Origin of the sequence: Pontibacter sp. SGAir0037, assembly GCF_005491705.1 — a bacterium.
GTDB lineage: Bacteria > Bacteroidota > Bacteroidia > Cytophagales > Hymenobacteraceae > Pontibacter.
The window spans coordinates 4381186-4407780 of record NZ_CP028092.1; the positions used below are offsets into that span (position 1 = coordinate 4381186).

Consider the following 26595-nt stretch of genomic DNA (forward strand, 5'->3'; position numbering starts at 1 on the left):
GACTATTATGAATTTGCTATATAAAAAAGTAAGAGGAGTGGTAGCAGCAACTCTTATGCTTGGAGCAGCTGTATTTGCAAACAATGTTTATGCTCAATCGTCTACTTCGCAGGCACCCCCTGCACAACAAGGTGCCGCTGCCAAAACCGATTTTTCTGATGCTGAAATCAAACAGTTTGCTGATGCCAACAACCGCCTAATGGCAGTACAGCAGGAAGGCGAAAAAGTAATGCTGAACATCCTGCAGGAAGAAAAAGTAGAAGTGGAAAAGTTTAATGAGCTTGCCAAAGCTTACCAGGAGCAAAAACTGGAAGAGGTAAGCGCAACACCAGAAGAAATGGCTGCTTTTAACAAGGCCGCTCAAAGAATTATGGAAATGCAGCCTACCATTCAGCGCGATGTGGAGCAGGCTATTGTAAAAGACGGTATGTCTTTAGAAAAATATGAGCAGATTATGCTGGCTTATCAGCAAAGCCCGGTTCTGCAGGCGAAGGTGCATAAAATGATGGAATAGAAACTGAGAAAGTATGTTTCCCAACAAAAAAGGCTTTGCTGTTCAGCAAAGCCTTTTTTGTTGGCGTGCCAGCCTGTTACTGCTGGGCAAATTCTACAATTTTAAATGTTCTGGACTTTCTGTCGAAGTAGCCATAGTGCAGCTTATTGCCATAGCGGTATAAGGTTGCAAAGTCTGGCGATGGCTTAAGCTCCTGCTCAAATTTCTCCAGTTTATACTGTGGTATGGAGGGAGCTGCCGAAGTGTCTCTGGCTGCTAAAGAGTTTTTATCCAACACAGCCCTGAAATAGGTGCTCACACCAGGATCAGAACCATTGGCATCAATGTTTCTGTACGGGTCGTAAAAGTACCGGCTGTAAAATGGCGAATTCAGGTAATAACTCGGTATGGTATAAGCCGGCGTCCAACGGCCTGGTACCATCACCACTCCTCGTGCAGTTCTGACATACTGATCAGGCGTACGAACCATGCGGGAGTCGTTAAAGTTATTGTTACGGTTAGAGGCTGGTGGTGCATAAGAGCCGATTGTCAACTGTATGGTGCTGTCGTTAAACGCATCTACTGTGATGGCCGGCACACCGTCTGCCAGGTTCCGAAGCTCTTTACCGCCTTCAATTTCTTTTACTTTAGAAGAAAACAGCGCCTGTCTGCCACGCTGAAATACAGGAGTGGCTTTTAGTGTGATTTCCTCGTTGCTGCCAAAGCTATACTCTTTTAAGGCCGCTAAAGTATTGAAATCGTAAGCAACCAGTTTCAGGCTGTCTTTATCAAGCTGCAGCCGGAAGAGCGTATTCTCATGCAGAAACGAATTAAATTTTGGCTCGTTCTTCTGTTCAATGTAAGGCAGCGTACGATAATTGGCTTGCCCGCTGTTCCAGTCCAGGGTCAGGATTTCGGTTGTCACTTTTCTGCCGTTGCCTTTGGTCTGGTATCCATCGAATACCATGTGTACCCTATCTCCGCGTGAATAGATTTTGCTGCGATGGTGCCCGGTAAATACAGTACGCTCCAGATCCTGGTTTACATAAATCAGCTCGTTTTCGCGCTGCTGACGGATATTGGTGCGAGGCATTTTAGAAGCAAATATTTTTTTCTCCATCTGCACGGCATCCTCTGCATCGCGGTAAAGGTGAATGTTGTTATGCTTATCAGTATATACCATATAAAAGTGCTGCTGATCTGCAAAAGAACCAATGTACTGTTCACCTCTGCCTACTTTCAGCTCAATATCCTGAAAGCTTCTGAAAGTGCCCTGCCTTTTATCTATACCAAACGGGCGCAGGTAGTGGCGGCGGCCGTTTACATGGCGGCTGTAAAATATAAAAGTATCATCCACAACGCGGGTACCCAGAATCTGTGGGTCCTGGTTCATGCGGAAAGGAATAATTTGTGAGGCTAACTGTTCTCCTGAAGGTGAAAGTAAATTAAAGTATATTTTACCTCCCTGGTAGTAGTACACACAAACGTTTCCCTCTTCATCAGCCACCGTTACCAGATCCTGCACACGTGTTGTGGGCATTTCTATAGAAGCAAACTCATGCTGAGCAGTGGCCGCTACAGAAAATATACCCAGGAAAAGTATGGTCAAAAATGATCTTATCATAAAGGAAAAGATTATAAATTATACTATTTTAACGAGCAAATTTCTAGCCAAAGTATACAATAAAATCACTTTAAATGCTAATTTATAAGCTTTTTTATCTTGTTGGGATCCATCACTAGTATATAGCATTGTACTATATATAGTGCAAAAATTTAAAAGCCATAGCTTGAGCTTTATTTTACATCTAATATAAAAAATAAAAGCTCAACTAGGAGGCATAGTTGAGCTTTTGTAATCAGCTATTTTAGTTTAGAATTCAGCATTTTTAGGTGTGCGCGGGAATGGGATCACATCACGTATATTGCCCATACCTGTAACAAACTGCACCAGTCGCTCAAAGCCCAGGCCGAAACCAGCGTGTGGGCAGCTGCCGAAGCGGCGGGTGTCTAAATACCACCAAAGCTCTTCTGTAGGTACGCCCATTTCTTCCATACGCTCTGTTAATTTGTCGAGGCGTTCCTCGCGTTGCGAACCACCCACTATTTCGCCTATACCCGGAGCCAGAATATCCATGGCAGCTACTGTTTTGCCATCGTCGTTCAGGCGCATGTAGAACGATTTAATATCTTTCGGGTAGTTGGTAACAATTACCGGCTTCTTAAAGTGCTTCTCTACCAGGTAGCGCTCATGCTCACTCTGCAGGTCTACACCCCACGATACCTCATACTGGAATTTCTTCTTCTTGTAAGCAGGAGAGTTTAGCAGAATATCGATGGCCTCTGTATAGGTGATGCGCTCAAAGCTATTGTTTGCCACAAACTCCAGTTTCTCCAGCAGGCTCATTTCGTTGCGCTCGTTTTGTGGCTTCTGTTTTTCCTCTTCTGCCAGGCGCTGGCCCAGGAACTCAATGTCGGCGCTGTTATTTTCGATGGCATAGCGAATGACATACTTGATAAACTCTTCTGCCAGGTTAGCATTGTCCTGCAGGTCGTAGAAAGCCATTTCCGGCTCAATCATCCAGAACTCGGCCAGGTGGCGGGCAGTGTTAGAGTTTTCGGCACGGAAAGTAGGGCCGAATGTGTAAATATCGCTAAAAGCCATAGCTGCCAGCTCTCCTTCCAACTGACCAGATACAGTCAGGTTTGTAGAGCGGCCAAAGAAGTCTTCTTCAAAATTGATTTTGCCTTCTTCGTTACGTGGCAGGTTGTCCAGGTCTAGAGTAGTTACCCGGAACATTTCTCCGGCACCCTCGGCATCGGAAGCCGTTACGATAGGCGTATGCATATACACGAAGCCACGCTCGTTAAAAAATTTATGCACGGCAAAAGCCAGCGAGTTGCGCAGCCTGAACACAGCACCAAAAGTGTTGGTACGGAAGCGCAGGTGAGCGATCTCACGCAGGAACTCCAGCGAGTGTGCTTTTTTTTGCAGCGGATATGTTTCCGGATCTGCTTTACCCAGAACCTCAATCGTATTGGCTAAAACCTCATAAGCCTGTCCTTTGCCCTGCGAGGCCACAAGCTCACCTGTAACTGCTACACTGGCTCCGGTAGTTACATCTTTTAAAGCTTCTTCGCTAAACTTTTCAGCATCGGCCACTACCTGTAAACTATGGATGGTAGAGCCGTCGTTCACGGCAATAAAGGTTACATATTTGTTCCCGCGTTTTGTGCGCACCCAGCCTTTCAGCAGAATCTCTTTTCCTGCCTCGGCACCTGTTAGCAAATCTTTAACTTTCGTACGTTGCATGTATAGTATATTGTAAAAATCTTAATTAGATTAGTCTCCGAATTGAAAATGTAAATTTATAAACTATAAACTTACCTTAAACATAAACTTTTAAGAAGAAGTATCTTATCGCCTTTTATACAGCTATGTACTGAGGCTTTTCCTGGTGTAGGCTTTACCCTTGCTGTTTTATAAGATAGACTAATTATTCGTTTCGAAACAATCCTTCAAAGAAACGATATTTTAACCTTTTTTTGATATTGCGAGTAAAAATATCCTAAATTTGGAGGTGCTGAAACAGGCATTTAAATTTTTTTTCAGATTATGCAGCGACTCGATTTAAGGCAACTCTTATCCCAGAAGTTATCGCCGCAGCAGATACAATTTATCAAGCTGCTGCAGATACCTACTGTTGAGCTGGAAGCGCGCATAAAAGAAGAAATGGAAATAAATCCGGCCTTGGAAGAAGGACGGGAAGATGCCGACACAGAGTACGAGTCGGATAACACCGATGAGTATGATAGCGATGACGACTATGGCAACGACGAAATAGATCTGAACGACTATCTGCATGACGATGAAATAAGCGGCTATAAAATGCAGGGCGATAAAGGTGGCGACGACGATGAAGACCGTGAGATGCCTATTGCCGTTTCAACTTCTCTGATTGATTCGCTGTTCGACCAGCTGGGCTTTCTGGCCCTGGACGACAAGCAGTACAATATAGGCATGCAGCTTATTGGCAGCATTGATAACGACGGGTACATTCGCCGCGATCTGAGTGCCATTGCCAACGATCTTGCCTTTTCCCAAAATATAGAAACCACGGAAGAGGAGATAGAGCAGGTCCTGCACATGATCCAGACATTCGATCCAGCGGGTATAGCAGCCCGCGATTTGCCTGAATGTTTGTTGCTGCAATTGCAGCGACGGGAACAGGACGAAATAACGGTTTTGGCGGAGCGCATTATTACTTCTGCTTTTGATGAGTTTACCAAAAAGCACTACCAGAAAATCCAGTCGAAGTTTAATGTATCGGAAGATACCCTGAAAAGAGCTGTTGACCTGATTGTAAAGCTGAACCCAAAACCAGGCGGCTCAGGTGCCGGTATGACGCGGGTGCAGTATATTATACCTGATTTTATTCTTACCAACGAAAACGGGCAGTTGCAGCTGTCGCTTAATTCCCGTAATGCACCTGATCTGCGCATCAGCCGCTCTTATTCCGATATGTTTGATGCCTATGAAAAGTCAGACAAAAAGGATAAGAAGCTAAAAGAAACAGTAACGTTTGTAAAGCAGAAGCTGGATGCCGCCAAATGGTTTATAGATGCCATCCGCCAGCGCCAGAACACGCTGCTGCGTACCATGGAGGCCATTATAAAATACCAGCATGAGTTCTTTCTGGAAGGAGATGAGAGCAAGCTGCGGCCTATGATCCTGAAAGATATTGCAGAGGAGATTGGTATGGATATCTCTACGGTTAGCCGTGTGGCCAACAGCAAAGCCGTACAAACCGAGTTCGGCATTTACCCGCTCAAATACTTCTTCTCCGAAGGTATTGCCACCGATTCCGGTGAAGATGCCAGCAGCCGTGAAGTAAAGCATATTTTAAAAGAGATCATCGACAAAGAGAACAAGCGCAAGCCGCTATCCGATGATAAAATTGAAAAAATGCTCAACGAGAAGGGCTATAATATTGCACGTCGCACCGTTGCCAAATATCGCGAACAACTCAATATACCTGTCGCTAGGCTAAGAAAGGAGCTGTAGCTGATTCGCAATTATGAATCATAAATGCTGAATTGTAAATTCAGTAGCGGCGTGAAGCTAGGATTCTCTATTAGTATCTGTTAAGGGTTAAGCCATCAAATTTCAAAACAATTCTGAACATTAAGCCACGTATCTAAAATCGAGATGCTTGTGCCTGTTTACTAATTCTTTATTATATGCTCTTTTTAAGAGGAGGCTCAGGCTGCGTAACATAAAAAGAGCTTATGCTGTTTATACGGCTGTAAGAGTAGCAGTATAACCTTGTGCCCTATGAAAATATCTTTCGAACAGCTGACATCCGAATTTAAAAGAGTCCTTTTAAAGCTTAACTTCAGCGAAGAAAGAGCAGCACTTTGTGCCCGCATATTTGCAGAAAACAGCAGAGACGGAGTGTATTCGCATGGGTTAAATCGCTTTCCGGTGTTTGTGCAGGCTGTTAAAGATGGCCTTATTGCCATAGATGCCGAGCCTGCAGCAGTGAGCAGGAATGGCGTAGTAGAAACCTGGGATGGCCATTTAGCACCGGGCATGTATACAGCAACCCGCGCTATGGAGAGAGCTATAGCACTGGCAAAGGAAAATGGCATGGGGTGCGTGGCGGTAAAAAATACCAACCATTGGATGCGGGGAGGAACCTATGGCTGGCAAGCAGCCGCTGCAGGTTGTATAGGTATTTGTGCAACTAATTCTATTGCCAACATGCCTCCCTGGGGTGGAACAGAAGCACGCCTGGGTAATAACCCTCTGGTGATCGCAATTCCCCGCCAAAAAGGCTCTGTTGTGCTGGATATGGCCATCTCACAATTTTCCTATGGCAAATTGCAGGAGTATGACCTGCAGGGTAAAGAACTGCCTTTCGAAGGCGGCTACGACGAACACGGAAATCTAACAAAAGATCCGGCTCAGATCAGGGCTTCTGAAAGGCCGCTGCCCATTGGCTACTGGAAAGGTTCAGGGCTGTCGCTGGTGCTGGATGTGCTGGTGGCTTCGCTTAGCGGAGGGCGCTCAGTGGAACAGATAACACAGGCAGGGGCAGAGGCCGGAGTATCGCAGTTCTTTTTATGTATAGATGCTTCTAAGTTAGATGACGCTGTTGCTGATGCTATTATTGCATATACAAAGAGCAGCGCTCTGACAGATAAAGATGGCGAAATCCGGTATCCCGGAGAAAGTAGTTTAGCCAAGCGGCACCAGCACGAACAGGAAGGTATACCTGTAAACGAGGAGATATGGCAGCAGGTGCAGGAACTTTAATTTTTATTTGTTAGAATTAGAAAGTATTAGACCTCATTAAACAGCAAAACAAGCGACTGTGCTAAGAAGAACGAATCATAAGCGATGAAATAGTGGCACCTGCAAAAATTAGCCGGACAATTTTGAAGAGGCCATCATTTGGAGCAATTTTGTTCCGGGCGTTTAAAAAGAGCAGAAGAACTTTTACCTTTAAGGCAATTTTAATTCAGAATTTTCAATTCATAACACTTATCTCCCTCAAGTGAATCGTTCGTTAGCCAAAGCATTGTCAGTTTTGTTTCACCCATTGCTGATGCCGACTTACCTGTTTGCTTTTATTCTTTATTATTTACCAGCCCCCTTTGTTTCTTTCCCGGTGCAGCACCGCTGGTACATACTAGGGCTTGCTTTCTTTACCACATTTCTGATTCCAGGCATAGGTGCATACTTTATGCAGCGAACCGGGTACATCGATTCGCTGGAGATGGAGAAGCGGGAGCAACGCAGCCTGCCTTTGCTTTTTACAGGAACCTGCTATGCTGTTACGTCTTACCTTTTTTACAGAGAGCCTGTATTCGATCGTGTTTTTTATGTAGCTATAGGCTTAATAGCAGCGTCGGTTTTTCTGACATACATTATATCGCTTTACTGGAAAATTAGTGCTCATAGTGTGGGTATGGGAGGCAGTTTAGGCTTATTACTGCTGCTCAACAGAATGGCCCCCGAAGCCATGCTGCTGGGGCCGATCATGTTTTTTATTTTACTGGCCGGAGCCGTTATGTCGGCTCGGTTAGCCTTAAATGCGCATACTCCTGCACAGGTATATGCAGGCTTCAGTAGCGGCCTGTTGCTGGCCTTTATAGGAGGATTAATCAGCCTCTAAAACTTCTGCAGGCTATAGCCTTTCTGCTGCTTTGTTTAGTGCCAGCTTTTCCTATCTTTGAATATCACCTAAAACAGCTATGTATGACTTACGAATGCCTGCTATATGAAGTAAAGGAGGGGGTGGCAACCATCACTCTGAACCGGCCCGATGTTTTCAATGCCTTTAACGATCGGCAAAGCTATGACTTACAGGATGCCCTGAAGCAGGTTGCACGGGATGAACAGGTGCGCGCAGTGGTGCTGACAGGTGCCGGAAAAGCCTTTTGTTCGGGCCAGGATCTGAAAGCCATTGCCAACGCCGATAAGCGCGATCTGTCTGACTCGCTGGAGAAAAGGTATAACCCCATCATCAGGGCGATGCGCAACCTGCCTAAACCAATTATCTGTAAATTAAACGGAGTTGCTGCCGGGGCGGGCTGTTCTCTTGCGCTGGCCTGTGATCTGATTATTGCCTCTTCAGCTGCCAGTTTAATAGAGGTTTTTGTAAATATTGGCCTTGTGCTCGATTCCGGTTCTTCTTTCTTTTTACCACGTATAGTTGGCTCTTTAAAGGCTTTTGAGCTAAGTACGCTTGGCTCTAAGGTAAGTGCCGAAGAGGCTTTGCAATTAGGTATGGTGAACAAGGTGGTAGCTCCCGAAGCTTTGGATGCAGCCGTTGCTGAGCTGGCCGCTCGTTATGCTGCTGCACCTACCAAAGCCATTGGCCTTATAAAGAAAATGCTGAACAAATCTTTTAGCGCTACCTTGGATGAAATGCTGGATTATGAGGCATACTGCCAGAAAATAGCCGGTAACTCAGAAGACTATAAAGAAGGTGTAACAGCTTTTAATGAAAAGAGAAAGCCTGCTTTTAAAGGACTTTAATAGAAAATATCATAGTTGCTGTTAGTAACAGGTAGTTATGCAGTGTAGCTATAAGTGGCTGTAAACGGCTGTAAAAGCCATTTACAGCATTCTATATAACTTGAAGTAGATTGGTGGCGTATAGTGGAAAAGTTATAAGTGTTTATAAACCAACTATGAAAACTATGAAAAAGATTGCATCAACAGGAATAATAGCATGTGCATTTGTATTTGGATTAGCCTCTTGTGGGGGTAACCAAACCAACGATAGTGTAGATCAGGCACAGGAACGAAACGAAGAGCAGTTTTCCGGCTCTGAAATGGAAGATCAGAAAACCAATCAGTCTGATTTTATGACGAAGGCGGCCAGCAGCAATATGCTGGAAGTTGAGGCAGGTAAGCTGGCACAGCAAAAAGCACAGAATGCGCAAGTAAAGCAATATGCGCAAATGATGGTGAGCGACCATACAAAAGCAAGCGAAGAAATGCGCTCTGCCGCCACCAGCAAAAACATTATGTTACCGGATAGCATGAGCAGTGAGCATCAGGATAAACTGCAATCGTTACGTGATAAAACTGGTGCTGAATTCGACAGAGATTATATGGACATGATGGTGTCTTCTCATGATGAAACCATCAGCTTGTTTGAAGATGCTGCGGAAAACCTGGAAGACCCGGATGTAAAAAGTATGGCTTCTGCTAAACTGCCTACTTTACGTCAGCACCGTGAGCAGGCGCAGCAGATAAAAGATGCCCTGGGTAATAACTCAGGTACAGCGCAACGATAAGCCCTAAGTTCTTTACCAGGATATATTTTGATATATCATCATCTGATGAAAACATATTTAGCAACTGCAGGTAATTTACTTGCAGTTGCTTCTAATTTAGAAGATACTATATGAAACACAAGTTTACTTTTGCCTTGCTTTTTGGCCTCCTGTCGTTTGGCATGATGAGTTGTGGCAGTGATAGCATAGATCAGGCTGCCGATCAAAGTGTAGAGCAGTTTGAAGAAGCCGGTATACAGAATATGCGCAACGACGCTTTATTTGCGGCAGAGGCTGCCAGTGCCAATATGCTACAGCTGCGCTTAGGAGAAGTAGCACTAGAGAAAGGGGCAAGTGCCGAGGTAAAGGGATTGGCCCAGCAGATGGTGCAGAACCATGAACAGATACAAGGCGAACTGGAAACAGTAGCCACGCAGGCTAATTTTGTTTTACCTACGCAGTTAGGCGCCGCTCATGGTAAAAGCCAGGAGAGCGTAACTTCTCATTCAGGTATAGCTTTTGACATTGCCTATGTAAAGGAAGTAGTGAGCCAGCAGAAAAATCTGATAAAACGCTACGAAGATATTGCCAAAAACGGTGTGAACATGGAGCTGAAGATGTATGCATCCCGGCAATTGCCGCTATTGCGCAACCACCTGATGATGGCAGAACTGATTGAGGATGCCATTGATAGCGTTTAACCTCCAGAACAATCACACCTGAAACAAGAAGGCCTGTGCTGTTATAGCACAGGCCTTCTTGTTTCAGGTACAAAAGCTTACTCGCCGTTTTCGCGATAGAGGCTTGTTTTTAACTCCTCTTTCAGGAAGCGGGCAGTATAACCTTTGCCCGAAGCGGCTACTTCTTCTGGAGTGCCGGCAGCTACAATGGTACCACCACCTTCGCCACCTTCGGGGCCGATGTCAATAATGTGGTCAGCTACTTTAATCAGGTCGAGGTTGTGTTCAATAATAAGTACAGAGTTACCTTTATCCGTTAGCTTATGCAGCACATCCGTCAGGTGCTCAATGTCCTGGAAGTGCAGACCTGTGGTAGGCTCATCCAGAATGTAAAGCGTTTTGCCTGTATCTTTTTTCGATAACTCTGCTGCCAGCTTTACACGTTGTGCCTCGCCACCAGAGAGAGTGGTTGCCTGTTGCCCCAGTGTAATATAACCTAAGCCAACCTCATGCAGCGTCTGAATTTTGCGTAGAATGCGTGGCTGGTTTTCAAAAAACTCTACCGCCTTTTCTACCGTCATGTCCAGCACATCGGTTACACTCTTGCCTTTGTAGCGCACCTCCAGTGTTTCGCGGTTGTAGCGTTTGCCTTTGCACACTTCGCACGGCACGTAAACATCGGGCAGGAAATTCATTTCGATGGTACGCATACCGGCACCTTCGCAAGCCTCACAGCGGCCGCCCTTTACGTTAAAGGAGAAACGGCCAGGGGAGTAGCCTCGTATTTTCGCTTCCGGAAGCTGTGCAAACAAAGTACGGATATCGGTAAACACACCGGTATAAGTAGCAGGGTTAGAGCGCGGCGTGCGGCCAATCGGTGACTGATCCACCTCAATTACTTTATCAATATGCGCTAGTCCTTCTATAGTTTTGTAAGGCAGTGGCTCACGCTTGGCTCTGAAGAAGTGGGTGTTCAGGATTGGGTACAGTGTATCATGTATCAGCGAAGATTTGCCACTTCCGGAAACACCCGTTACACATACCATTTTACCTAAAGGCAGCTCCAGCGTTACATTTTTCAGGTTGTGCCCTGTTGCGCCGATCAAGCGTAATGTCTCGCCTGTGCCAGCCCGTTTTACACGAGGCACCAGAATGCCGCGCCGGTTGCTCAGGAAGTTAGCTGTGGTGGTGCTTTCCTTGATCATTTCTTCCGGAGTTCCTGCTGTAACCACCTGTCCTCCGTGTATACCTGCCCCAGGACCAATGTCTACTACATAGTCGGCCTGCAGGATCATATCTTTATCGTGCTCCACCACAATAATAGAGTTACCCAGATCGCGAAGGTCTTTCAGCGCATTAATCAGGCGTTCGTTGTCGCGCTGGTGCAGGCCAATGCTAGGCTCATCCATAATATAAAGAACCCCAACCAGCTGTGTACCTATCTGCGTTGCCAGGCGGATACGTTGGCTTTCGCCACCGGATAGGGTACGCACCGGGCGGTGCAGGCTCAGGTAATCCAGGCCAACATCCAGCAGAAAACCAATACGCTTTCGAATCTCCTTCAGCAATTCCCGTGCAATCACATTTTGACGCTCTGACAGGCGTTCTTCCAGGTTGTCGAACCAGCCAGCCAGTTTATTAATATCCAGAACAGATAGCTCACCAATGTTTTTGCCATCAATCTTAAAGTGCAGCGATTCTTTCTTTAAGCGGTAGCCGTTACATTCCGGGCAGGTTGTAATCTGGGTATAATCTTCTATCCAGGCCCGGATATTATCCGACTCCGATTCCATCTGCCCTTTCAGGAAGTTAACAATACCTTCAAATTCAATAATATAGTTGCCTTTCTTGGTGTTTACTTCCAGGTCTTCCTCCAGGCCGTACAGCAGCACCTTCATCAGGTCTTCGGGCAAATCTTTTATGGGTGTGGCAACAGAAGCTTTAAAGTGCTTAAACAGTGCCTCAATCTGTTTAAAGATCCAGATATCACGGTATTCACCTAAAGGAGCTATGCCCCCCCGGCGGATACTCAGGCTTTTGTCGGGTATAATGTTTTCCTCAGAGATTTCCTGTATCTCACCCAAGCCGTTGCAAACAGGGCAGGCGCCATAAGGGGAATTAAAAGAAAATGAATTTGGAGCAGGATCGTCGTAGGCAATACCTGTGGCAGGATCCATGAGGTGACGAGAGAAGAAGTGCGTCTCATTCGTGTCCGCATCCAGAATAAGCGTGGTGCCTTTGCCATGCATTAATGCATTCTGAATAGAGCTGGAAAGCCTAAAGCGATCCTCCTCCTTCACCACAATTTTATCGATTACAATTTCGATATCGTGAATTTTATAGCGGTCTACCTGCATTTTAGGAGCAACCTCTACCAACTCACCATCTACACGGGCACGTATAAAGCCCATTTTACGGATCTGCTGGAAGAGCTCCCGGTAATGTCCTTTACGGCCTTTTACCACAGGGGCCAGCACCACTATGCGTTTATTCCCGAAGTGCTCAAGTATATGGTTAACAATCTGCTCATCGCTCTGGCGCACCATTTTTTCGCCGGTCTCATAGCTGTAGGCATCGGCCGTACGAGCCCAGAGCAGTCGCATGAAGTCGTAGATTTCGGTTATAGTGCCTACAGTGGAACGAGGGTTGCGGCTGGTGGTTTTCTGCTCAATAGAAATTACAGGCGAAAGGCCTTCTATCTTATCCACATCAGGTCGCTCAAGACCGCCCATAAAGCTGCGAGCATAGGCCGAGAAGGTTTCCATGTAGCGGCGCTGCCCTTCGGCATAGATGGTGTCAAAAGCCAGAGAAGACTTGCCGCTGCCGCTTATGCCTGTAAACACCACCAGCTTGTAGCGGGGTAGTTTTATAGAAATATTTTTAAGGTTATGCTCGCGGGCACCATACACCTCTATTTGCTGTGCCTCTCCATTTTCATGGGCTAAGGAGGCTGTTGTAGCAGGCGCAGTGCCTGTTTGTATGTTTTGCTCTTGGTTAAAAGCCATTAATGCTGTGTCGTTTAAATAGCAAAGGTAAAAAATTACCAGCTTTCTGCAGCAGCAGAAGCCTAACCAATCTTAACATAAATTAGGGGTAATTGGTTTAAGTAAGCCGGATTTACTTAGGCTTTCATGTCTTCTTTTTCCTCTGCCTCTACCTCGGCAAGTATAGGGCTGGTTGGTTGGTAAGAGCGGGTATGAAAAGAGATCTCGTGTCTCTTTTTAGTGAAGCGGTAGTAGCCGTAAAAGCCAAAGGCTATACCTGATGGAATAGCAAGAATACCTAATCCGATGTAAATGGGGTCGTTAAACAACTTTATGAATGTGAGTCCGCCCAGTACTACAGCAATAGCGGTTCTGGTATAAGAAAGGAACGTGCGTTCGTTTGAAAGTTTAGTACGCTCCATAGCCAGGGTATCCCGGATTTCGAGGTTAAGCTTATCCTGTACCTTTAAATTTTTTCTTATTTTTCGTCTTGCTCTTTTTCTTAATATCTCTCTAATGCCCATGGCATTTTATACGGTAGTGGCAGCTAATGGTATAGGTTAAATAAGATATAGCTGGCATAAGCGTATAGCGCTAAGTATAGCATGATAGTACTAAATCAGAGAGGATGTTCATCAGGCATTCACTTGAGCAGCTCCTGGTAAGACTTGTGCCTAAAATCGTACTCTGAAAAGAAAAAGCAGGCTTTTGAGGCCTGCTTTGTATAATGGGATAACCATGAGGATTAGAAGTTCGGAGACAGCAGATACTTGCTGTAGAAGTCGTCAATTATTTTAACGGCTTCTGTGGCATCGTCTACAATGTGTACCAGGTCCAGGTCTTCCGGGCTGATGTTGCTTTCCATTTTCAGCATCACATCTTCTACCCATTTAAACAAGCCTTCCCAGTAAGAACGGCCAACCAGCACAATTGGGAAGGCACCGATTTTCTTCGTCTGAATAAGTGTAATCGCTTCGAACAGCTCATCCAGTGTGCCAAAGCCGCCAGGCATTACAATAAAACCCTGTGCATACTTTACAAACATTACTTTGCGCACAAAGAAATAATCGAAGTTAATGAGCTTATCAGAGTCAATGTAAATGTTGTTGAATTGCTCAAAAGGCAGCTGGATGTTCAAACCAACAGATTTACCGCCTTCGGAGTGCGCCCCTTTATTACCAGCCTCCATAATACCAGGCCCGCCGCCTGTAATAACACCATAACCATGGCGTACTAACTTAGCCGCAATCTCTTCGGCCATTACATAATATTTGTGGGTGTTTTTAGTACGGGCAGAGCCAAATATAGAAACGCAGGGGCCAATTTTACCCAGTTTTTCAAATCCTTCCACAAACTCCGACATTACTTTAAATATCTGCCAGGAGTCTGCTATTTTAATTTCATTCCAGTTCTTGTCTACAAACGCTTCGCGAATGCGTTTGTCTTCTTCAGAAGCTGGGGGAGCTGTTGTTTCGCCGCTTTCGCGCAGATCAGTTATAGATTTTGCTTTATTTTCGTTTACATCGGGCTGAACAATGGTTTTCCCGCTACCAGAGTTAAGCGACTCATCGTTTAACTTGGTTTTGCTTGTCTTTCTAAGCTTCGTCATAATTATTTCGTCATCATCTTTAGGGAGATACTCCCTTTAGGCACTGCAGTTGCAGCACCTTACATCATTAAAATATTAAATGTGTGGTAAATAGCTTGCGGTAGAGTGAGGGTGTTGCCGCAAGCGCCACGTTGTATGGTTTCCTATTTCGAACGGATGGCTATTACCGGGTCTAAGTTAGAAGCAATAAAGGCCGGAATAATACCGGATAGCATACCTATCACCGCCGATACGCCAAGACCTAAGGTAATGTTGCCTAGGGAGAGCCCTACCTTCATCATATCCTGCGGAATGAGTGTGAGTAGAAACACCAGGAAAATGCCTATACCGCCACCTATCAGGCTGAGAAACACCGACTCGAACAGGAACTGGAACAGGATAAAATAATTTTTAGCACCCAAAGATTTTTGTATACCGATAATGTTGGTTCGTTCTTTTACCGATACGAACATAATGTTGGCAATTCCGAAACCACCAACCAGAATAGCAAATCCACCTATTACCCAGCCTGCCAGGCCAACTACGGCAAAGAAACCCGATACCGCCTCTGCTGCCATTTCAGGCCGGTTTATGGCAAAGCTATCATCATCACGGGGTTTAAGCCCGCGGGTCGTGCGCATCAGGCCCTTAATTTCATATTCCAGTTCCAGCAACCCAGGGTCGTTTTCGCGGCCCTTTACTACAATGGCCGAAGAAACACCTCTGGGGCCTGTAGCAAACATTTTACTAAAGGCGATATAAGGCACAATACCCATTTTGTCAAAGTCAGGTCCGCCAAACATACTTTCTCCCTGCTTTTCCATTAAACCGATTACAGTAAAGCGTTGGCCTGCTATTTTCAGGTTCTGACCTATGGGGTCCTGGCGAGGGAACAGTGTTTCGGCCACGTCGTTACCAATGATGATCACGTTTCGCCCTGCATCTACCTCCTGCGTTACAAAATACCTGCCGCGGTCTACAGGTACTTCCATGGCCTTGTTAAAGTCATACGAAACACCCATCAGATCTGCTCCGGTAAAACTGCTGTTCCCGTTTTTAAAGGTGTTGTTTCCGCGATCTGCAAAAATGGCTACACCCGCATCCATGGTCAGGTTGCGGTCCAGCATTCTGAATTCATGCATGGTAGGTTCGGGCCGCTGAAAATATTTCCACCAGGCATACTCGCCACCAAATCCCCAGGGCCACTTCTGCACATAGAGTACGTTTTCACCTATAAAACTCATGCTGTCGCGCACATTACGTTCCAACGAATCTACTAGAGTAAAAACAGAGATAATGGCAAAAATACCAATGGTAACTCCTAACAAAGACAGAATCGTACGGAGCAGGTTAGCCCGGAGGGCCTGCCATGCAAAACGGAAACTTTCTATTATCAGGCGGAAGTAGATCATGATACAGATTTTATAAAGTAATTTGTTTAAAAGTAAGATTTTTCGGGCAAACTAAGTAAATTTGCGGTTCTATTTTTTATTTTGAAAATATAGCACCGGTTTAAATTACAAAAAAGCCTGTTCTTATCAAACGGAGTAGCAAAACGTTTAATACCGTAATATTAAATATATGAAATTATCTGAATTTAAATTCGATCTTCCGGCCGATTTACTAGCCACGCACCCCACAGAAAATCGTGACGAGTCACGTATGATGGTGGTAAACCGTGCAACTGGTAAAATTGAGCACAGGATTTTTAAAGATATTCTGGAGTACTTCGATGATGGTGACATTATGGTAGTGAATGATACTAAAGTATTTCCAGCCCGCCTTTACGGTAATAAAGAAAAGACTGGTGCCAAGATAGAAGTGTTCCTGCTGCGTGAGCTGAACAAGGATATTCACCTGTGGGATGTTTTAGTAGATCCTGCCCGTAAGATTCGTGTTGGTAACAAGCTTTATTTTGGTGAGAGCGACCTGGTAGCCGAAGTAATAGACAACACAACCTCCCGTGGCCGTACCATTAAGTTTTTATTTGACGGCCCGGATGAAGAGTTCTATAAAACAATTAATGACCTGGGCGAAACACCGCTTCCAAAATACATCAAGCGCGAAGCAGAACCAGAAGACAGAGAGCGTTATCAGACAGTATATGCCAAAAATATTGGTGCTGTAGCTGCTCCGACTGCTGGTTTGCACTTCACAAAAGAGGTTTTAAAGCGCCTGGAGTTACAGGGCGTTGAGGTTGCACCTCTTACACTGCACGTGGGCTTAGGTACTTTCCGCCCGGTAGACGTAGAAGATCTGACCAAACACAAAATGGATTCAGAAAACTTTATGGTACCTTCTGCCACAGCTGATATGGTAAACAAAGCACTTGATAACAAGAAGCGTGTTTGCTCTGTAGGTACTACTACCATGCGTGCACTGGAATCGTCTGTTTCAGCGAACAGCCGCCTGAAGCCAAACGAAGGATGGACCGACCGTTTTATCTTTCCTCCTTACGACTTCAAAATCGCAAACAGTCTGATCACGAATTTTCACATGCCTGAGTCTACGCTGCTGATGATGACAGCTGCTTTTGGAGGATATGAGCTGATTATGGAAGCGTATGAACTGGCTTTAAAAGAAAAGTATCGTTTCTTTAGCTACGGCGATGTCATGTTGATCATCTAACAGTTCAATTACTATAAATTAAAAATGCCCCTTCTTTTCCGGTTGGGGCATTTTTATGTAATGCCTGTTTAAAGACACCAGAATCTGGAATTACGGTACAGGATAATTAACTATACTGTGCCGCTTAATAAAGCTTTTGCATGAAAGAAAATCTACAGCAATATGCCATTATAGTTGCCGGGGGGACAGGCACGCGTATGCAGCGCGATATACCAAAGCAGTTTATCGAGGTTGCCGGTAAACCCATTCTGATGCACACGCTGGAACGATTTTATAGCTATAACCCCGACATTCGGTTAATTCTGGTGCTGCCGGAAGACCAGCAGGAGGTTTGGCGGGGCCTATGCCAGAAGCATCGGTTTAAGCTGTTCCATATAGTAGTAAAGGGAGGTGCTACCCGGTTTGATTCCGTAAAGAACGGCCTCGACCTGGTAAGCGGAGAGGCTATTGTGGCGGTGCACGATGGTGTAAGACCATTTGTGAGCAAAACTGTTATTGCAGAAGCCTTTTCTACAGCTGCAGTGTATGGAAATGCGATTGTGGCGGTATCGCCCAAAGATTCCATCCGGGAGCTGCTCGCTGATGAGGAGCAGGCAAGCAAAGCTGTTCCACGTGTGAACTATAAACTGGTGCAAACGCCGCAATGCTTCAAAGCAAGTATACTCCGTAAAGCCTATGAGCAGGATTATCAGGCTGCTTTTACCGATGATGCCTCTGTGGTAGAGAGTATAGGTGAGAAGATTGTTTTAGTTGAAGGGAGCTATCAGAATATTAAGATTACAACGCCCGAAGATCTTTTATTGGCAGAAGTATTTGCGAAGGCAATATTATAGAGGTTGCCGGTGAGACTCCAGGAATACCTGGTGTTTCATGACGTTTTCAGGTGTAATAGGCTCCAGGGCCGGAGCGGGTGCCGATAGATTTAGCAGGTATCCTTTCAGCGGCAGCAGGTTCAGGAGGTCATGTGTTATGCAGAGAATAGTCTTACCGTTTTGCTGCACCCAATCCTGTAAAAGGTTAAACACCCGCTTCTTATAATACACATCCAGTTGTTGCGTTGGCTCATCCAATAAACAAATCGATGCATCCTGTAGTGTAAGCTGAGCCAGCCAGATGAGTTGCTGCTCGCCACCGGATAAGGTGGTAAAATCGTGCTCAATCAGATGCAGGAGCTCCAGCTTTTCCAGCACCTGGGCCGCTACAGCATAATCTTCTGAAGTATAATTTTCAAAAAAACGCTTTTTCCTGAAAAGCCCCATTACCACCAGGTCATGAACTTTGATCGGGAATGAGACTGAATTCTTTTGAGGCAGGTAGGAGAGGAGGCCTTGTATAGCAGGATTGGGAATGGTTTTTAAATCCTGTTGCTGCGCACAGATATTCCCCTGGTAAGGCACCTGCTGCTGAAATGCCTTAAAAAAAGTGGTTTTGCCTGCCCCATTATGCCCTATAATAGCTACAAAGGCAGGAGCTGCTATAGAAAATGAAAGGTTGCGGATAAGAACGCGCTGCTCATAACCCGCAACCAAATTATTTACTTCAACAATCAAGTTCTAATTAATTATGAATTACAAATTATGAATTATAAGTGGTTACCAAAGACCATTCATAATTCATTATTCATAATTAGCATTAGTACTCGTCTTCGTTAAACATGAAATCTTCCTTAGTAGGATAATCAGGCCAAATCTCTTCGATGTTTTCGTACGGCTGACCATCGTCTTCAAGTGCTTGCAGGTTCTCTACTACTTCCATTGGCGCTCCAGAGCGGATGGAGTAATCAATAAGTTCATCTTTAGTAGCTGGCCAGGGTGCATCCTCCAGGTACGAAGCTAATTCCAATGTCCAATACATAGTATGTTTCTCCTTAAAAATTTAATGCTTTTAAAAAATAGTTTGCAAAAGTATAAATAAAAACAAGAACAAAAATTTTTATCTAAAAAGAATTGCTTTTTTTATCCGTTTTTACCACACAACGCAAATAAAGCACAAATGTTCAAAAAGGAAACAAGTTTTTTGGCAAAGTTTTAAAGGCAGAATCGGCTATAGCTGCAAAGGAAATCAGGCAACGGGAAAACACAAAAAAGAGGCTCCAGCATTAGCTGGAGCCTCTTTTTTGTAAATTATGGTTTCGGTTTTAGTTATTTTACAGTGCTTAACTGGCTTTGGAACATTTCAATTAACTGGTTCTTGGTGTTAATCTTCCTGTTATAGTTCCTGATTTTCCCCTGCAACATGTTACGGAACGAATCGTTGCCCGGAGAGTCGCTCAACTTACCCAGGTTGGTTTCCAGTACTTCCAGTTCCTGCCTGTCTGATTTAATAAATTCTTTCAGGGCATTGATGCGGGCATTCAGGTTGTCTGTGGCACTTGGCTTTTCAGCGCTGTTCATCTGGCGCTTACGGATGTAGTGCTCCAGGCTGCTCATTTCAAATACTTTATCGCATGCTTTTATAAAGCGTTCCCAAACCGTATCAGAAACGGAAGGATGTACCGGCCCTACTTTCTTCCACTCAGCCTGTAGCTCTTTGGCGCGTTTTACGGCCTCTCCCAGTCCTTTTTGCTGCAGCAGCTTTTCTGCTTCATCCACCAGCTGCGTCTTTTTCTGAAGGTTAACTTCGTAGAAGGATTCCCGCGACTGCGTTTTCTCCCTGTTAATTTTTTGCTTCAGGCGTTCAAAAAAGTGGTTATGTGCTTTGCGGAATTCTGTCCAGAGCTTGTTGGTTGTGGCACGCGGAAGAGTGCCTCCTATATCTTTCCATTGGTTCTGCAGCTCTTTTAGCTTAGCAGTTGTATTTTCCCAATCCTCAGAGTTTTGTAAGCCGATAGATTTGTTGATGAGGTCTCTGTACCTTTCATAGGTACGGTTCTGCATCTGTTTTTTGTCTTCGAAGAAGTTTTTCTTGCGTTCGAAGAACCCTTCCAGCGCATTTTTAAAGCGCTCCTCAATCTCATCGGTCAGCTCTTTTTCTACAGGACCTGTTTTGATCCAGGTGGCGCGGAGTTCTTTCATCTTATCTGATGTTTCTTTCCACTCAATGCTTTCCTGCAGCGCCTCAGCTTCTTGTATAAGACCTATCTTAATAGAAAGATTTTTTTCCCTGTTCTGCTTAATAGTATCGTTTATGTCTTCTTCAGCCTTACTTAGGGTGTGGTATATTTCTTCAAAATTGCCCAATGCATCATAGTTGCCCACCTGTTCTTTCATGTGAAGCACCTTCATCAGAAAAGAGCCTTTGTTTTCGGAGCTTGAAATGCGTTCCAGAAGGCCATTTACTTTCTCCTGAAACATTTCGTATCGCTTGGCAAAATACAGCAGTGAGTCATCTTCTGATTCTTTCACTTCGCCAACCTTGCGGGCCGGGTAGTTCATGAACGCTTTTAGCCACACCTGCTGGTCCTGAATAAAGCCGTATTGTTTAGCTTCTTTCAATAGGTCGTTGTTTTCCATTTAAGGATAGGGTTATACTTGGAAAATATATAAATAAGGCAGCGAAATATACTAACCTAAACATACGCAATATATGTGGCTGCGTTTGCCGCCTCTCCTGCTTTCAGAAAAACAAAGGTGGTAAAACAGCTAATATAAGTTGGTGCAGAGGTAAGTGGCCGTTTGCCTTACTTAAATAGATTTTACAAGTTTAAGTATTTCATCGCAATATTATAAAGGTTAAATGCATGAATTTTTCCGATATTTGTAATTCTTTTCCGAAGTTGAAATAAAAGCTAAAACTTAAACAGCGGGGGCATACTAAATTGGCAAATCGGGTTTAAGAGTAATTGCTGTAACAGATAAATACAATATGAGCAACGAAACAATTATTTTCTCCATGGCTGGGGTAAGCAAGATTTACCCGCCAAAGAAACAAGTACTTAAAAACATTTACCTCTCCTTTTTCTACGGTGCCAAAATAGGCGTGCTGGGTCTTAACGGTTCCGGTAAGTCCAGCTTGTTAAAAATTATTGCTGGTGTAGACAAAGAAATTCAGGGTGAAGTGGTATGGTCGCCAGGTTACTCGGTTGGCTACCTGGAGCAGGAGCCGCAGCTTGACCCCTCCAAAACAGTGCGCGAGGTGGTGGAAGAAGGTGTAGCGGAGGTAGTGGGCCTGCTGCGTGAGTTCGACGAAATTAACATGAAGTTCGGCGAGGAAATGACTGATGATGAGATGAATAAGCTTATCGAGCGCCAGGGCGAGGTACAGGAACGCCTGGACCAGCTGAATGCCTGGGAACTGGACAACCGCCTGGAGCGTGCCATGGATGCGCTGCGTACACCGCCAGAAGATGCCCTTATCGGTAACCTATCGGGTGGAGAGAAGCGCCGGGTAGCCCTTTGCCGCCTGCTGTTGCAGGAGCCGGATGTATTGCTGCTCGACGAACCTACCAACCACCTGGATGCAGAGTCGGTAGACTGGCTGGAGCAGCACTTGCAGCAGTATAAGGGTACCGTAATTGCCGTTACCCACGACCGTTACTTCCTCGACAATGTAGCTGGCTGGATTCTGGAGCTGGATCGTGGCGAAGGTATTCCGTGGAAAGGGAACTATAGCAGCTGGCTGGAGCAGAAAGCAAGCCGCCTTGCCCAGGAGGAGAAAAGTGAAAGCAAGCGCCAGAAAACGTTGCAGCGTGAGCTGGAGTGGGTGCGCATGGCTCCCAAAGCCCGTCAGGCAAAGTCAAAAGCCCGTATCAGCCAATACGATAAGCTGGCTGGCGAAGAGGCTAAGAACAAAGAAGAGAAGCTGGAGCTGTTTATTCCTGACGGACCTCGTTTAGGTGCGCAGGTAATAGAAGTAAACAGCGTAAGCAAAGCCTATGGCGATAAACTGTTGTTCGAGAACCTGAGCTTTGCTTTGCCACAAGGTGGTATTGTAGGTATTATCGGGCCGAACGGTGCCGGTAAAACTACGCTGTTTAAGCTGATAACTGGCCAGGAGAAACCAGATGCCGGCGATTTTACAGTGGGTTCTACAGTGCAGATTTCTTATGTAGACCAGGAGCACGCACAATTGGATGGCAATAAATCTGTATTCGAGGTTATTTCCGGCGGTACAGAACACATGATCATGGCTGGCCGCCAGATTGTTTCCCGTGCCTACGTAAGCAAATTCAACTTCTCGGGCGGAGACCAGGAAAAGAAAGTAGAGAAGCTATCGGGAGGTGAGCGTAACCGTGTGCACCTGGCCATGACGCTGAAAGAAGGCGGTAACCTGTTGCTGCTCGATGAACCTACCAACGACCTGGACGTTAACGCCATCCGGGCCCTGGAGGATGCATTGGAGAATTTTGCGGGCTGTGCCGTAATTATCTCTCACGATCGCTGGTTCCTGGATCGTATCTGTACGCACATCCTCGCTTTTGAGGGCGATTCGCAGGTGTACTGGTTCGAGGGGAATTACTCAGAATACGAAGAGAATAAGAAGAAACGTATGGGTGATGCCGAACCAAAACGTATCCGTTATAAGAAACTGGTATAAATAGAGGCAAGATATTAGACTCAGGACACAAGATTTTTTAGGTCATTTACTTCAGTTCCTGTAGTTCACTTGTGTAAAGCTTTTGATAGAAAACAAAAAGTTCCCCGAAGCAGCAGCTCCAGGGAACTTTTTGTTTGGCATATTATTGAGGGGATTGTTAGGCTTACTATAGTTATTTCACCTTGCTAAACTCCAGCTCATCAAAATGAAAATCAGGGTTGTTGGCATCCAGGCGCATTTCGGCTACTTTGCCGTCTTCTCCTATTAGGAAGCGGACACGGGTAGGTGTAAGCAGAGCATACTTGTTTTTCCACTCCAAGTCAAAAATATCATGCTGCCAGTGGGTTAGCTTTCCGCCTAGATTTGGTGCAGGTACCAGTTGCAGTACAAGTGCACCGTTTTGAACAGTAATGGTGGCGTCGCCATATAACGTGCTGGTGTAAGTTCCTGCGTATGCTTGTATATCCAGGTTTGGCTTGCTCTTACGCTTCTTTTCATGTGGAACGCTTGCCTGCGCCTCTTGCTGTGCCTTTTTAGCTGCGGCAATGTTATCTAAGCTAAACTGACTCCAGTCGCGGCCATTTTGCACGCCAAAAAGCTGATCTAAAGTATAGTTGGCAATAGGAGCCATAATGCTGCTCATGCTGTTGGTCAGAATAACAATGCCCAGGTTCTCTTCTGGTACCAGCACGGTGCGGCTGTTCATGCCTTCGTGCCCGCCACCATGCACCACTACTTTACGGCCTTCATAATCGGACAGCATCCAGCCTAAACCTGCGGCTGAAAAATGAGTGGATGGTGTAATAGCTTCTGCCTGTTTGGAAATCGGAAAAGGATTGTGTGCTGTCCACATCATGCGGCTGGCCTCTTCGCTAAAGACCTTTTTGCCTTTGTAGGTGCCACGGCTTAACTGCAGGCGTAACCATTGTGCATCCTGCGCCACGCTGGTAAAAATACCAGCAGCCGGATTCCAGTTATCCCAGGCGGTGAGCATAGTAGGGTAGGGGGTGCCGTTTTTATCAAAACCATGTGGCGTAGTAATGTTGTCTTTGCCTGCCAGCTCGTTTACAGATGTATAAGAGCGGGTCATACCCAGTGGAGTAAAGAAGCGTTCTTTTATAAAGGCCTCCCAGGTTTTCCCGGTAACAGCCTCAATTACTTCGCCTGCTGCTATAAACATGAGGTTAGAGTAGCCATAGCCGTCTCTGAACCCGTAAACTGGCTTCAGGTAATGCGCACGCTCCAGAATTTCACGGCGGCTGTAGGTCGTGTTATACCACAACAAGTCGCCGCTATAGGTCTGATAGCCGACGCGGTGGCTCAACAGGTCTTTAATGTTTAACTGCTGCGTTACATACGGGTCGTAAAGTTGCAGGTAAGGGAGATATTTGGTCACCGGATCGTTCCAGCTTATTTTTCCTTCATCTACTAAAATACCCAAGGCAGCTGCTGTATAGGCTTTCGTATTAGAAGCAATGCCAAAAACAGTATTCGCATCTACTTGTCCGCCTTTTTTCAAATCGCGTACGCCGTAGCCTTTGGCAAATATAACCGAGTCATCTTTTACAATGGCAATGGCCATGCCGGGCACGTTCCAGTCTTTCAGTGCTTTCTGGTAATAGGCATCCAGTTTTGCTAAATCAGTTTTGGTTTTTTGTGCTTGTGCCTGAACCTGCAATGCGGTAACAAGCAGAAACAGGAACAACCATAATCGTAGAAGAGGGTGTTTTTGTATCATCATCAGTCTATTAAGTGTAGCAAGTTAATTATTTTTACACTGAAGTTAAAGTAAGGTAGGGTGCAGCAGCAATTGCCTGGATAAGCTTGTGAGGCTTCAGCTCAATTCTTGTCCTGGTTTATCTTCCTATCGGTACTATTGGCTACATTTGAGAAATTACCTGAAACCACAGTTATAGCACTTGATTTATTACCTGCCACATAACCTGATCGATAAACAGCAGTGGGATGACCTGATAACGGTAGCCCCGGAGCAGCAGGTGTATGCGCTCTCGTGGTACCTGGATGTGGTGTCGCCGGGGTGGGAGGCCATTGTGGCTGTAGATACAGCAGGCCGGTATGAAGTAGTGCTGCCGGTGCCGGTGCGGCAAAAGCTACGTATGCGCTATGTGCAGCAACCTTTGTATTGCCAGCAGCTGGGGTTTTACAGTCGTAGCGGGATTGGCAACCAGGCTATAGTAGCACAAATGCTGGAGGTGCTGTATCAGAGATATAGCTATGTAGTTTCCTTGCCTTTAAATACAGCAAATTCTTTTCCGGAGAAGCTGCTGCACCAACAGGTGTCTCTGCAAAATATGGCAACACTTTACTTGTCGCTGTCAGAAAGATACCCGAAACTTTATGCCAATTATAGCCGCGATCGTAAGCTGAATCTGAAGCGGGCACAACGAGTGAAGCTTTCCATTGCCGAAAGTGAAGACATAGAGCCTTTGATCTCCTTTTTTAAAGAGGAAGTGGCTGGCAGAATATACGGAGGTGTAGGAGAATGGGCGTATACTACGCTGCGGAACTTATACCGGGAGTTAAAGCAGCGGGGACTGGCAAGGCTGCTTTACACAGTTGATGCCGCTGGAAACACCAATGCAGGCTGTCTTTTTGTAATCTTCCAGAAGCGGATTATTTATATTTTCAATGCTGCTTCAAAAGACGGGAGAAAGTATAATGGCCGCACCTTCATGTTGGATTATATCATTCAGCAATATGCCGGGCAAGACTACCTTCTGGATTTTGAAAGCCCTGCAGAGGAAGAAAGGGCTATTGTGCGGGTGTATGCCGGGTTTGGAGCAACCAAGGCAGGGTTTGCCGTTGTGCATTATAATCGCCTGCCTCCTGTTATAAAGCTCGTGAGGGAGCTGCGGATGCGGCTGGTCAGACGGTTTCTTTTATAGCGGCTTTATTCAGAACGAATGGCTCTCAGCCAAGCCGGAAATAGTGGAGCAGCAGAGGTTTCTCCTTCTTCACGTGGAACATGTGGACCTGTTTCATACTCTTTTTCTTCCATTTTTAATCGTTGTCTTTCTGCCTCTGAAATATCACCTTTTGCAAGAGCGCGTAAATCAGGCTGGCCGGCATCTACCCAGGCCGTGTACCAGAAGCTGGCAATGGTATGTATAGCTAATCGCATTTGCCGCTCTACCTGCCCGTTTAACCTATTATGATAAGCAAGTGTAAAGGCGCGTGAGTAGACTCTGGTGGTAATATTGTTGCGGACCTCAAAGCTGTATTTCTGATCTTCAGGGAACTGTGCCGTTAGCTCCCGCTCGAAAGTAAGCACAGAATCCAGGGCAAGGTGTGCAGACGTTACCAGCTCCCATGCTTTGAGCTGCGGGTGTTCGATATAGTATGCCTGCCCGACAAAAAAGTCGTAGTTATCAGAAAGCATCTCCGGCAACCTTGTTTCCCAGAATGCATGAATGCCCCGTTGCCCTGTTAGCTGTCCGTTATAGTTATGGGTAGTATGGAGTGGCACACAGGCATCGGCTACATAATGCCCCATGTCGGCCGATAAACGCAGTATACGATCCAGGTTTTTTTCTTTAAAGGCCTGCGTAAGCTGGTATTTCATAGTGTTTATGTGCCAGGGAACAATCCCAAAAGCCTGAAGGGTGTCTTCAGAATAACGCGCTACTGCCTGTTGCCAGAACCGGGGCATTTTGTATATAGCACTGTCGCCGTACCGGTCTATGTCGATGTAGTGCCTGGGAGCCTCACCGGCCACGGCATAACGCCTGCGGTCAGGGTTCACGGCATTTTCTGTAATGTAGCGGATGTGTTTCTTGTAAAGTCCTACCATTTCGGGTGGCAGGCTGAAAACTGCCAGGCGATTAATGCGCTGGTGTGCGAAGAAACCCCAGCTAAAGCCCTGTTGAGGGTAAAGTAGCAGCAAGAGCATCAGGTATACTGTAAAGCGGGCCGTATGCATCATAGTAGGGCATA

The 26595-nt window shown here is 45.6% G+C and carries 22 protein-coding genes; 11 read left to right on the forward strand and 11 right to left on the reverse strand.

What is annotated here, in order from left to right:
* The first annotated feature begins 7 nt into the window (after positions 1-7).
* Positions 8-514 carry a DUF4168 domain-containing protein gene (locus C1N53_RS18140; protein WP_137760664.1) on the forward strand — a complete coding sequence of 169 codons (507 nt, stop codon included), beginning with the start codon at positions 8-10 and terminating at the stop codon, positions 512-514.
* A gap of 76 nt (positions 515-590) precedes the next feature.
* Here C1N53_RS18140 and C1N53_RS18145 read toward each other — a convergent pair whose 3' ends face one another.
* Both C1N53_RS18145 and asnS read right to left on the reverse strand, forming a co-directional pair.
* The gene (locus tag C1N53_RS18145) at positions 591-2117 is read right to left on the reverse strand and encodes a hypothetical protein (RefSeq protein WP_137760665.1); all 1527 of its coding nucleotides are present in this window, start codon (positions 2115-2117) and stop codon (positions 591-593) included.
* Positions 2118-2366: 249 nt separating this feature from the next.
* Positions 2367-3806: an asparagine--tRNA ligase gene (gene asnS / locus C1N53_RS18150; protein WP_137760666.1), complete on the reverse strand. Its 1440-nt coding sequence runs from the start codon at positions 3804-3806 to the stop codon at positions 2367-2369.
* 303 nt (positions 3807-4109) lie between these two features.
* Between asnS and rpoN the strand changes: the two genes are divergently transcribed.
* The 6 genes from rpoN (at position 4110) to C1N53_RS18180 (ending at position 9987) form a co-directional block, all read left to right on the forward strand.
* The gene (rpoN, locus tag C1N53_RS18155) at positions 4110-5558 is read left to right on the forward strand and encodes an RNA polymerase factor sigma-54 (RefSeq protein WP_137760667.1); all 1449 of its coding nucleotides are present in this window, start codon (positions 4110-4112) and stop codon (positions 5556-5558) included.
* A 270-nt stretch (positions 5559-5828) separates the two neighbouring features.
* Positions 5829-6812 (forward strand): 3-dehydro-L-gulonate 2-dehydrogenase, encoded by a 984-nt coding sequence (gene yiaK / locus C1N53_RS18160; protein WP_137760668.1) that lies wholly within the window; start codon positions 5829-5831, stop codon positions 6810-6812.
* A gap of 241 nt (positions 6813-7053) precedes the next feature.
* Positions 7054-7674, forward strand: a complete 621-nt coding sequence (locus C1N53_RS18165) for a hypothetical protein (protein WP_240773267.1) — start codon at positions 7054-7056, stop codon at positions 7672-7674.
* Between the two features lie 83 nt (positions 7675-7757).
* A complete protein-coding gene (locus C1N53_RS18170; protein WP_137760669.1) occupies positions 7758-8540 on the forward strand; it encodes an enoyl-CoA hydratase-related protein in 783 nt (260 codons plus the stop codon).
* Positions 8541-8704: 164 nt separating this feature from the next.
* Positions 8705-9307, forward strand: coding sequence for a DUF4142 domain-containing protein (locus C1N53_RS18175; protein WP_137760670.1), 603 nt, complete (start codon positions 8705-8707; stop codon positions 9305-9307).
* A 110-nt stretch (positions 9308-9417) separates the two neighbouring features.
* The gene (locus C1N53_RS18180) at positions 9418-9987 is read left to right on the forward strand and encodes a DUF4142 domain-containing protein (protein ID WP_137760671.1); all 570 of its coding nucleotides are present in this window, start codon (positions 9418-9420) and stop codon (positions 9985-9987) included.
* A 77-nt stretch (positions 9988-10064) separates the two neighbouring features.
* Here C1N53_RS18180 and uvrA read toward each other — a convergent pair whose 3' ends face one another.
* From uvrA to C1N53_RS18200, 4 genes are all read right to left on the reverse strand, one after another.
* Complete coding sequence (uvrA, locus tag C1N53_RS18185; protein ID WP_137760672.1) at positions 10065-12971, reverse strand: excinuclease ABC subunit UvrA; 2907 nt, start codon at positions 12969-12971, stop codon at positions 10065-10067.
* A 116-nt stretch (positions 12972-13087) separates the two neighbouring features.
* Positions 13088-13474, reverse strand: coding sequence for a DUF202 domain-containing protein (locus C1N53_RS18190; protein ID WP_137760673.1), 387 nt, complete (start codon positions 13472-13474; stop codon positions 13088-13090).
* A 221-nt stretch (positions 13475-13695) separates the two neighbouring features.
* Complete coding sequence (locus C1N53_RS18195; protein ID WP_137760674.1) at positions 13696-14559, reverse strand: TIGR00730 family Rossman fold protein; 864 nt, start codon at positions 14557-14559, stop codon at positions 13696-13698.
* 143 nt (positions 14560-14702) lie between these two features.
* Positions 14703-15950 (reverse strand): ABC transporter permease, encoded by a 1248-nt coding sequence (locus C1N53_RS18200; RefSeq protein ID WP_137760675.1) that lies wholly within the window; start codon positions 15948-15950, stop codon positions 14703-14705.
* A 169-nt stretch (positions 15951-16119) separates the two neighbouring features.
* Here C1N53_RS18200 and queA point away from each other — a divergent pair, with 169 nt between their 5' ends.
* Together queA and C1N53_RS18210 are read left to right on the forward strand one after the other, a co-directional pair.
* Positions 16120-17166, forward strand: coding sequence for a tRNA preQ1(34) S-adenosylmethionine ribosyltransferase-isomerase QueA (gene queA / locus C1N53_RS18205; protein ID WP_137760676.1), 1047 nt, complete (start codon positions 16120-16122; stop codon positions 17164-17166).
* 140 nt (positions 17167-17306) lie between these two features.
* Positions 17307-17999 carry a 2-C-methyl-D-erythritol 4-phosphate cytidylyltransferase gene (locus C1N53_RS18210; RefSeq protein WP_137760677.1) on the forward strand — a complete coding sequence of 231 codons (693 nt, stop codon included), beginning with the start codon at positions 17307-17309 and terminating at the stop codon, positions 17997-17999.
* Here C1N53_RS18210 and C1N53_RS18215 read toward each other — a convergent pair.
* The 3 genes from C1N53_RS18215 to C1N53_RS18225 all read right to left on the reverse strand — a co-directional run bounded on the left by C1N53_RS18215 (position 17994) and on the right by C1N53_RS18225 (position 20618).
* Positions 17994-18716, reverse strand: coding sequence for an ABC transporter ATP-binding protein (locus C1N53_RS18215; protein ID WP_137760678.1), 723 nt, complete (start codon positions 18714-18716; stop codon positions 17994-17996). The genes C1N53_RS18210 and C1N53_RS18215 overlap by 6 nt on opposite strands.
* Positions 18717-18798: 82 nt before the next feature.
* Positions 18799-19020 carry a DUF2795 domain-containing protein gene (locus tag C1N53_RS18220; protein ID WP_007652164.1) on the reverse strand — a complete coding sequence of 74 codons (222 nt, stop codon included), beginning with the start codon at positions 19018-19020 and terminating at the stop codon, positions 18799-18801.
* 287 nt (positions 19021-19307) lie between these two features.
* Positions 19308-20618, reverse strand: coding sequence for a DUF349 domain-containing protein (locus tag C1N53_RS18225; RefSeq protein ID WP_137760679.1), 1311 nt, complete (start codon positions 20616-20618; stop codon positions 19308-19310).
* A 352-nt stretch (positions 20619-20970) separates the two neighbouring features.
* Here C1N53_RS18225 and ettA point away from each other — a divergent pair, with 352 nt between their 5' ends.
* A complete protein-coding gene (gene ettA, locus C1N53_RS18230; RefSeq protein ID WP_137760680.1) occupies positions 20971-22641 on the forward strand; it encodes an energy-dependent translational throttle protein EttA in 1671 nt (556 codons plus the stop codon).
* A gap of 172 nt (positions 22642-22813) precedes the next feature.
* Here the strand turns inward: ettA and C1N53_RS18235 are convergent, their stop codons facing one another.
* Entirely contained in the window at positions 22814-24382 is a 1569-nt protein-coding gene (locus C1N53_RS18235) for a serine hydrolase (RefSeq protein ID WP_240773268.1), read from the reverse strand.
* A gap of 178 nt (positions 24383-24560) precedes the next feature.
* Here C1N53_RS18235 and C1N53_RS18240 point away from each other — a divergent pair, with 178 nt between their 5' ends.
* The gene (locus tag C1N53_RS18240; protein WP_137760681.1) at positions 24561-25547 is read left to right on the forward strand and encodes a GNAT family N-acetyltransferase; all 987 of its coding nucleotides are present in this window, start codon (positions 24561-24563) and stop codon (positions 25545-25547) included.
* Between the two features lie 5 nt (positions 25548-25552).
* On the opposite strand, the gene C1N53_RS18245 is transcribed toward C1N53_RS18240, so the two are convergent.
* On the reverse strand, positions 25553-26581 hold the full coding sequence (locus tag C1N53_RS18245; protein WP_137761555.1) for a zinc dependent phospholipase C family protein: 1029 nt from the start codon (positions 26579-26581) through the stop codon (positions 25553-25555).
* Between the last annotated feature and the right edge of the window lie 14 nt (positions 26582-26595).

What these genes read in the sequence shown, in the direction of transcription:
- C1N53_RS18225 (WP_137760679.1), bottom strand. Translation starts at nt 20,618, where the DNA reads ATGGAAAACAACGACCTATTGAAAGAAGCTAAACAATACGGCTTTATT.
- ettA (WP_137760680.1), top strand. Translation starts at nt 20,971, where the DNA reads ATGAGCAACGAAACAATTATTTTCTCCATGGCTGGGGTAAGCAAGATT.
- C1N53_RS18180 (WP_137760671.1), top strand. Translation starts at nt 9,418, where the DNA reads ATGAAACACAAGTTTACTTTTGCCTTGCTTTTTGGCCTCCTGTCGTTT.
- C1N53_RS18175 (WP_137760670.1), top strand. Translation starts at nt 8,705, where the DNA reads ATGAAAAAGATTGCATCAACAGGAATAATAGCATGTGCATTTGTATTT.
- C1N53_RS18190 (WP_137760673.1), bottom strand. Translation starts at nt 13,474, where the DNA reads ATGGGCATTAGAGAGATATTAAGAAAAAGAGCAAGACGAAAAATAAGA.
- queA (WP_137760676.1), top strand. Translation starts at nt 16,120, where the DNA reads ATGAAATTATCTGAATTTAAATTCGATCTTCCGGCCGATTTACTAGCC.
- asnS (WP_137760666.1), bottom strand. Translation starts at nt 3,806, where the DNA reads ATGCAACGTACGAAAGTTAAAGATTTGCTAACAGGTGCCGAGGCAGGA.
- C1N53_RS18170 (WP_137760669.1), top strand. Translation starts at nt 7,758, where the DNA reads ATGACTTACGAATGCCTGCTATATGAAGTAAAGGAGGGGGTGGCAACC.
- C1N53_RS18200 (WP_137760675.1), bottom strand. Translation starts at nt 15,950, where the DNA reads ATGATCTACTTCCGCCTGATAATAGAAAGTTTCCGTTTTGCATGGCAG.
- C1N53_RS18210 (WP_137760677.1), top strand. Translation starts at nt 17,307, where the DNA reads ATGAAAGAAAATCTACAGCAATATGCCATTATAGTTGCCGGGGGGACA.
- rpoN (WP_137760667.1), top strand. Translation starts at nt 4,110, where the DNA reads ATGCAGCGACTCGATTTAAGGCAACTCTTATCCCAGAAGTTATCGCCG.
- C1N53_RS18145 (WP_137760665.1), bottom strand. Translation starts at nt 2,117, where the DNA reads ATGATAAGATCATTTTTGACCATACTTTTCCTGGGTATATTTTCTGTA.
- C1N53_RS18195 (WP_137760674.1), bottom strand. Translation starts at nt 14,559, where the DNA reads ATGACGAAGCTTAGAAAGACAAGCAAAACCAAGTTAAACGATGAGTCG.
- C1N53_RS18140 (WP_137760664.1), top strand. Translation starts at nt 8, where the DNA reads ATGAATTTGCTATATAAAAAAGTAAGAGGAGTGGTAGCAGCAACTCTT.
- C1N53_RS18220 (WP_007652164.1), bottom strand. Translation starts at nt 19,020, where the DNA reads ATGTATTGGACATTGGAATTAGCTTCGTACCTGGAGGATGCACCCTGG.
- yiaK (WP_137760668.1), top strand. Translation starts at nt 5,829, where the DNA reads ATGAAAATATCTTTCGAACAGCTGACATCCGAATTTAAAAGAGTCCTT.
- C1N53_RS18245 (WP_137761555.1), bottom strand. Translation starts at nt 26,581, where the DNA reads ATGCATACGGCCCGCTTTACAGTATACCTGATGCTCTTGCTGCTACTT.
- C1N53_RS18235 (WP_240773268.1), bottom strand. Translation starts at nt 24,382, where the DNA reads ATGATGATACAAAAACACCCTCTTCTACGATTATGGTTGTTCCTGTTT.
- uvrA (WP_137760672.1), bottom strand. Translation starts at nt 12,971, where the DNA reads ATGGCTTTTAACCAAGAGCAAAACATACAAACAGGCACTGCGCCTGCT.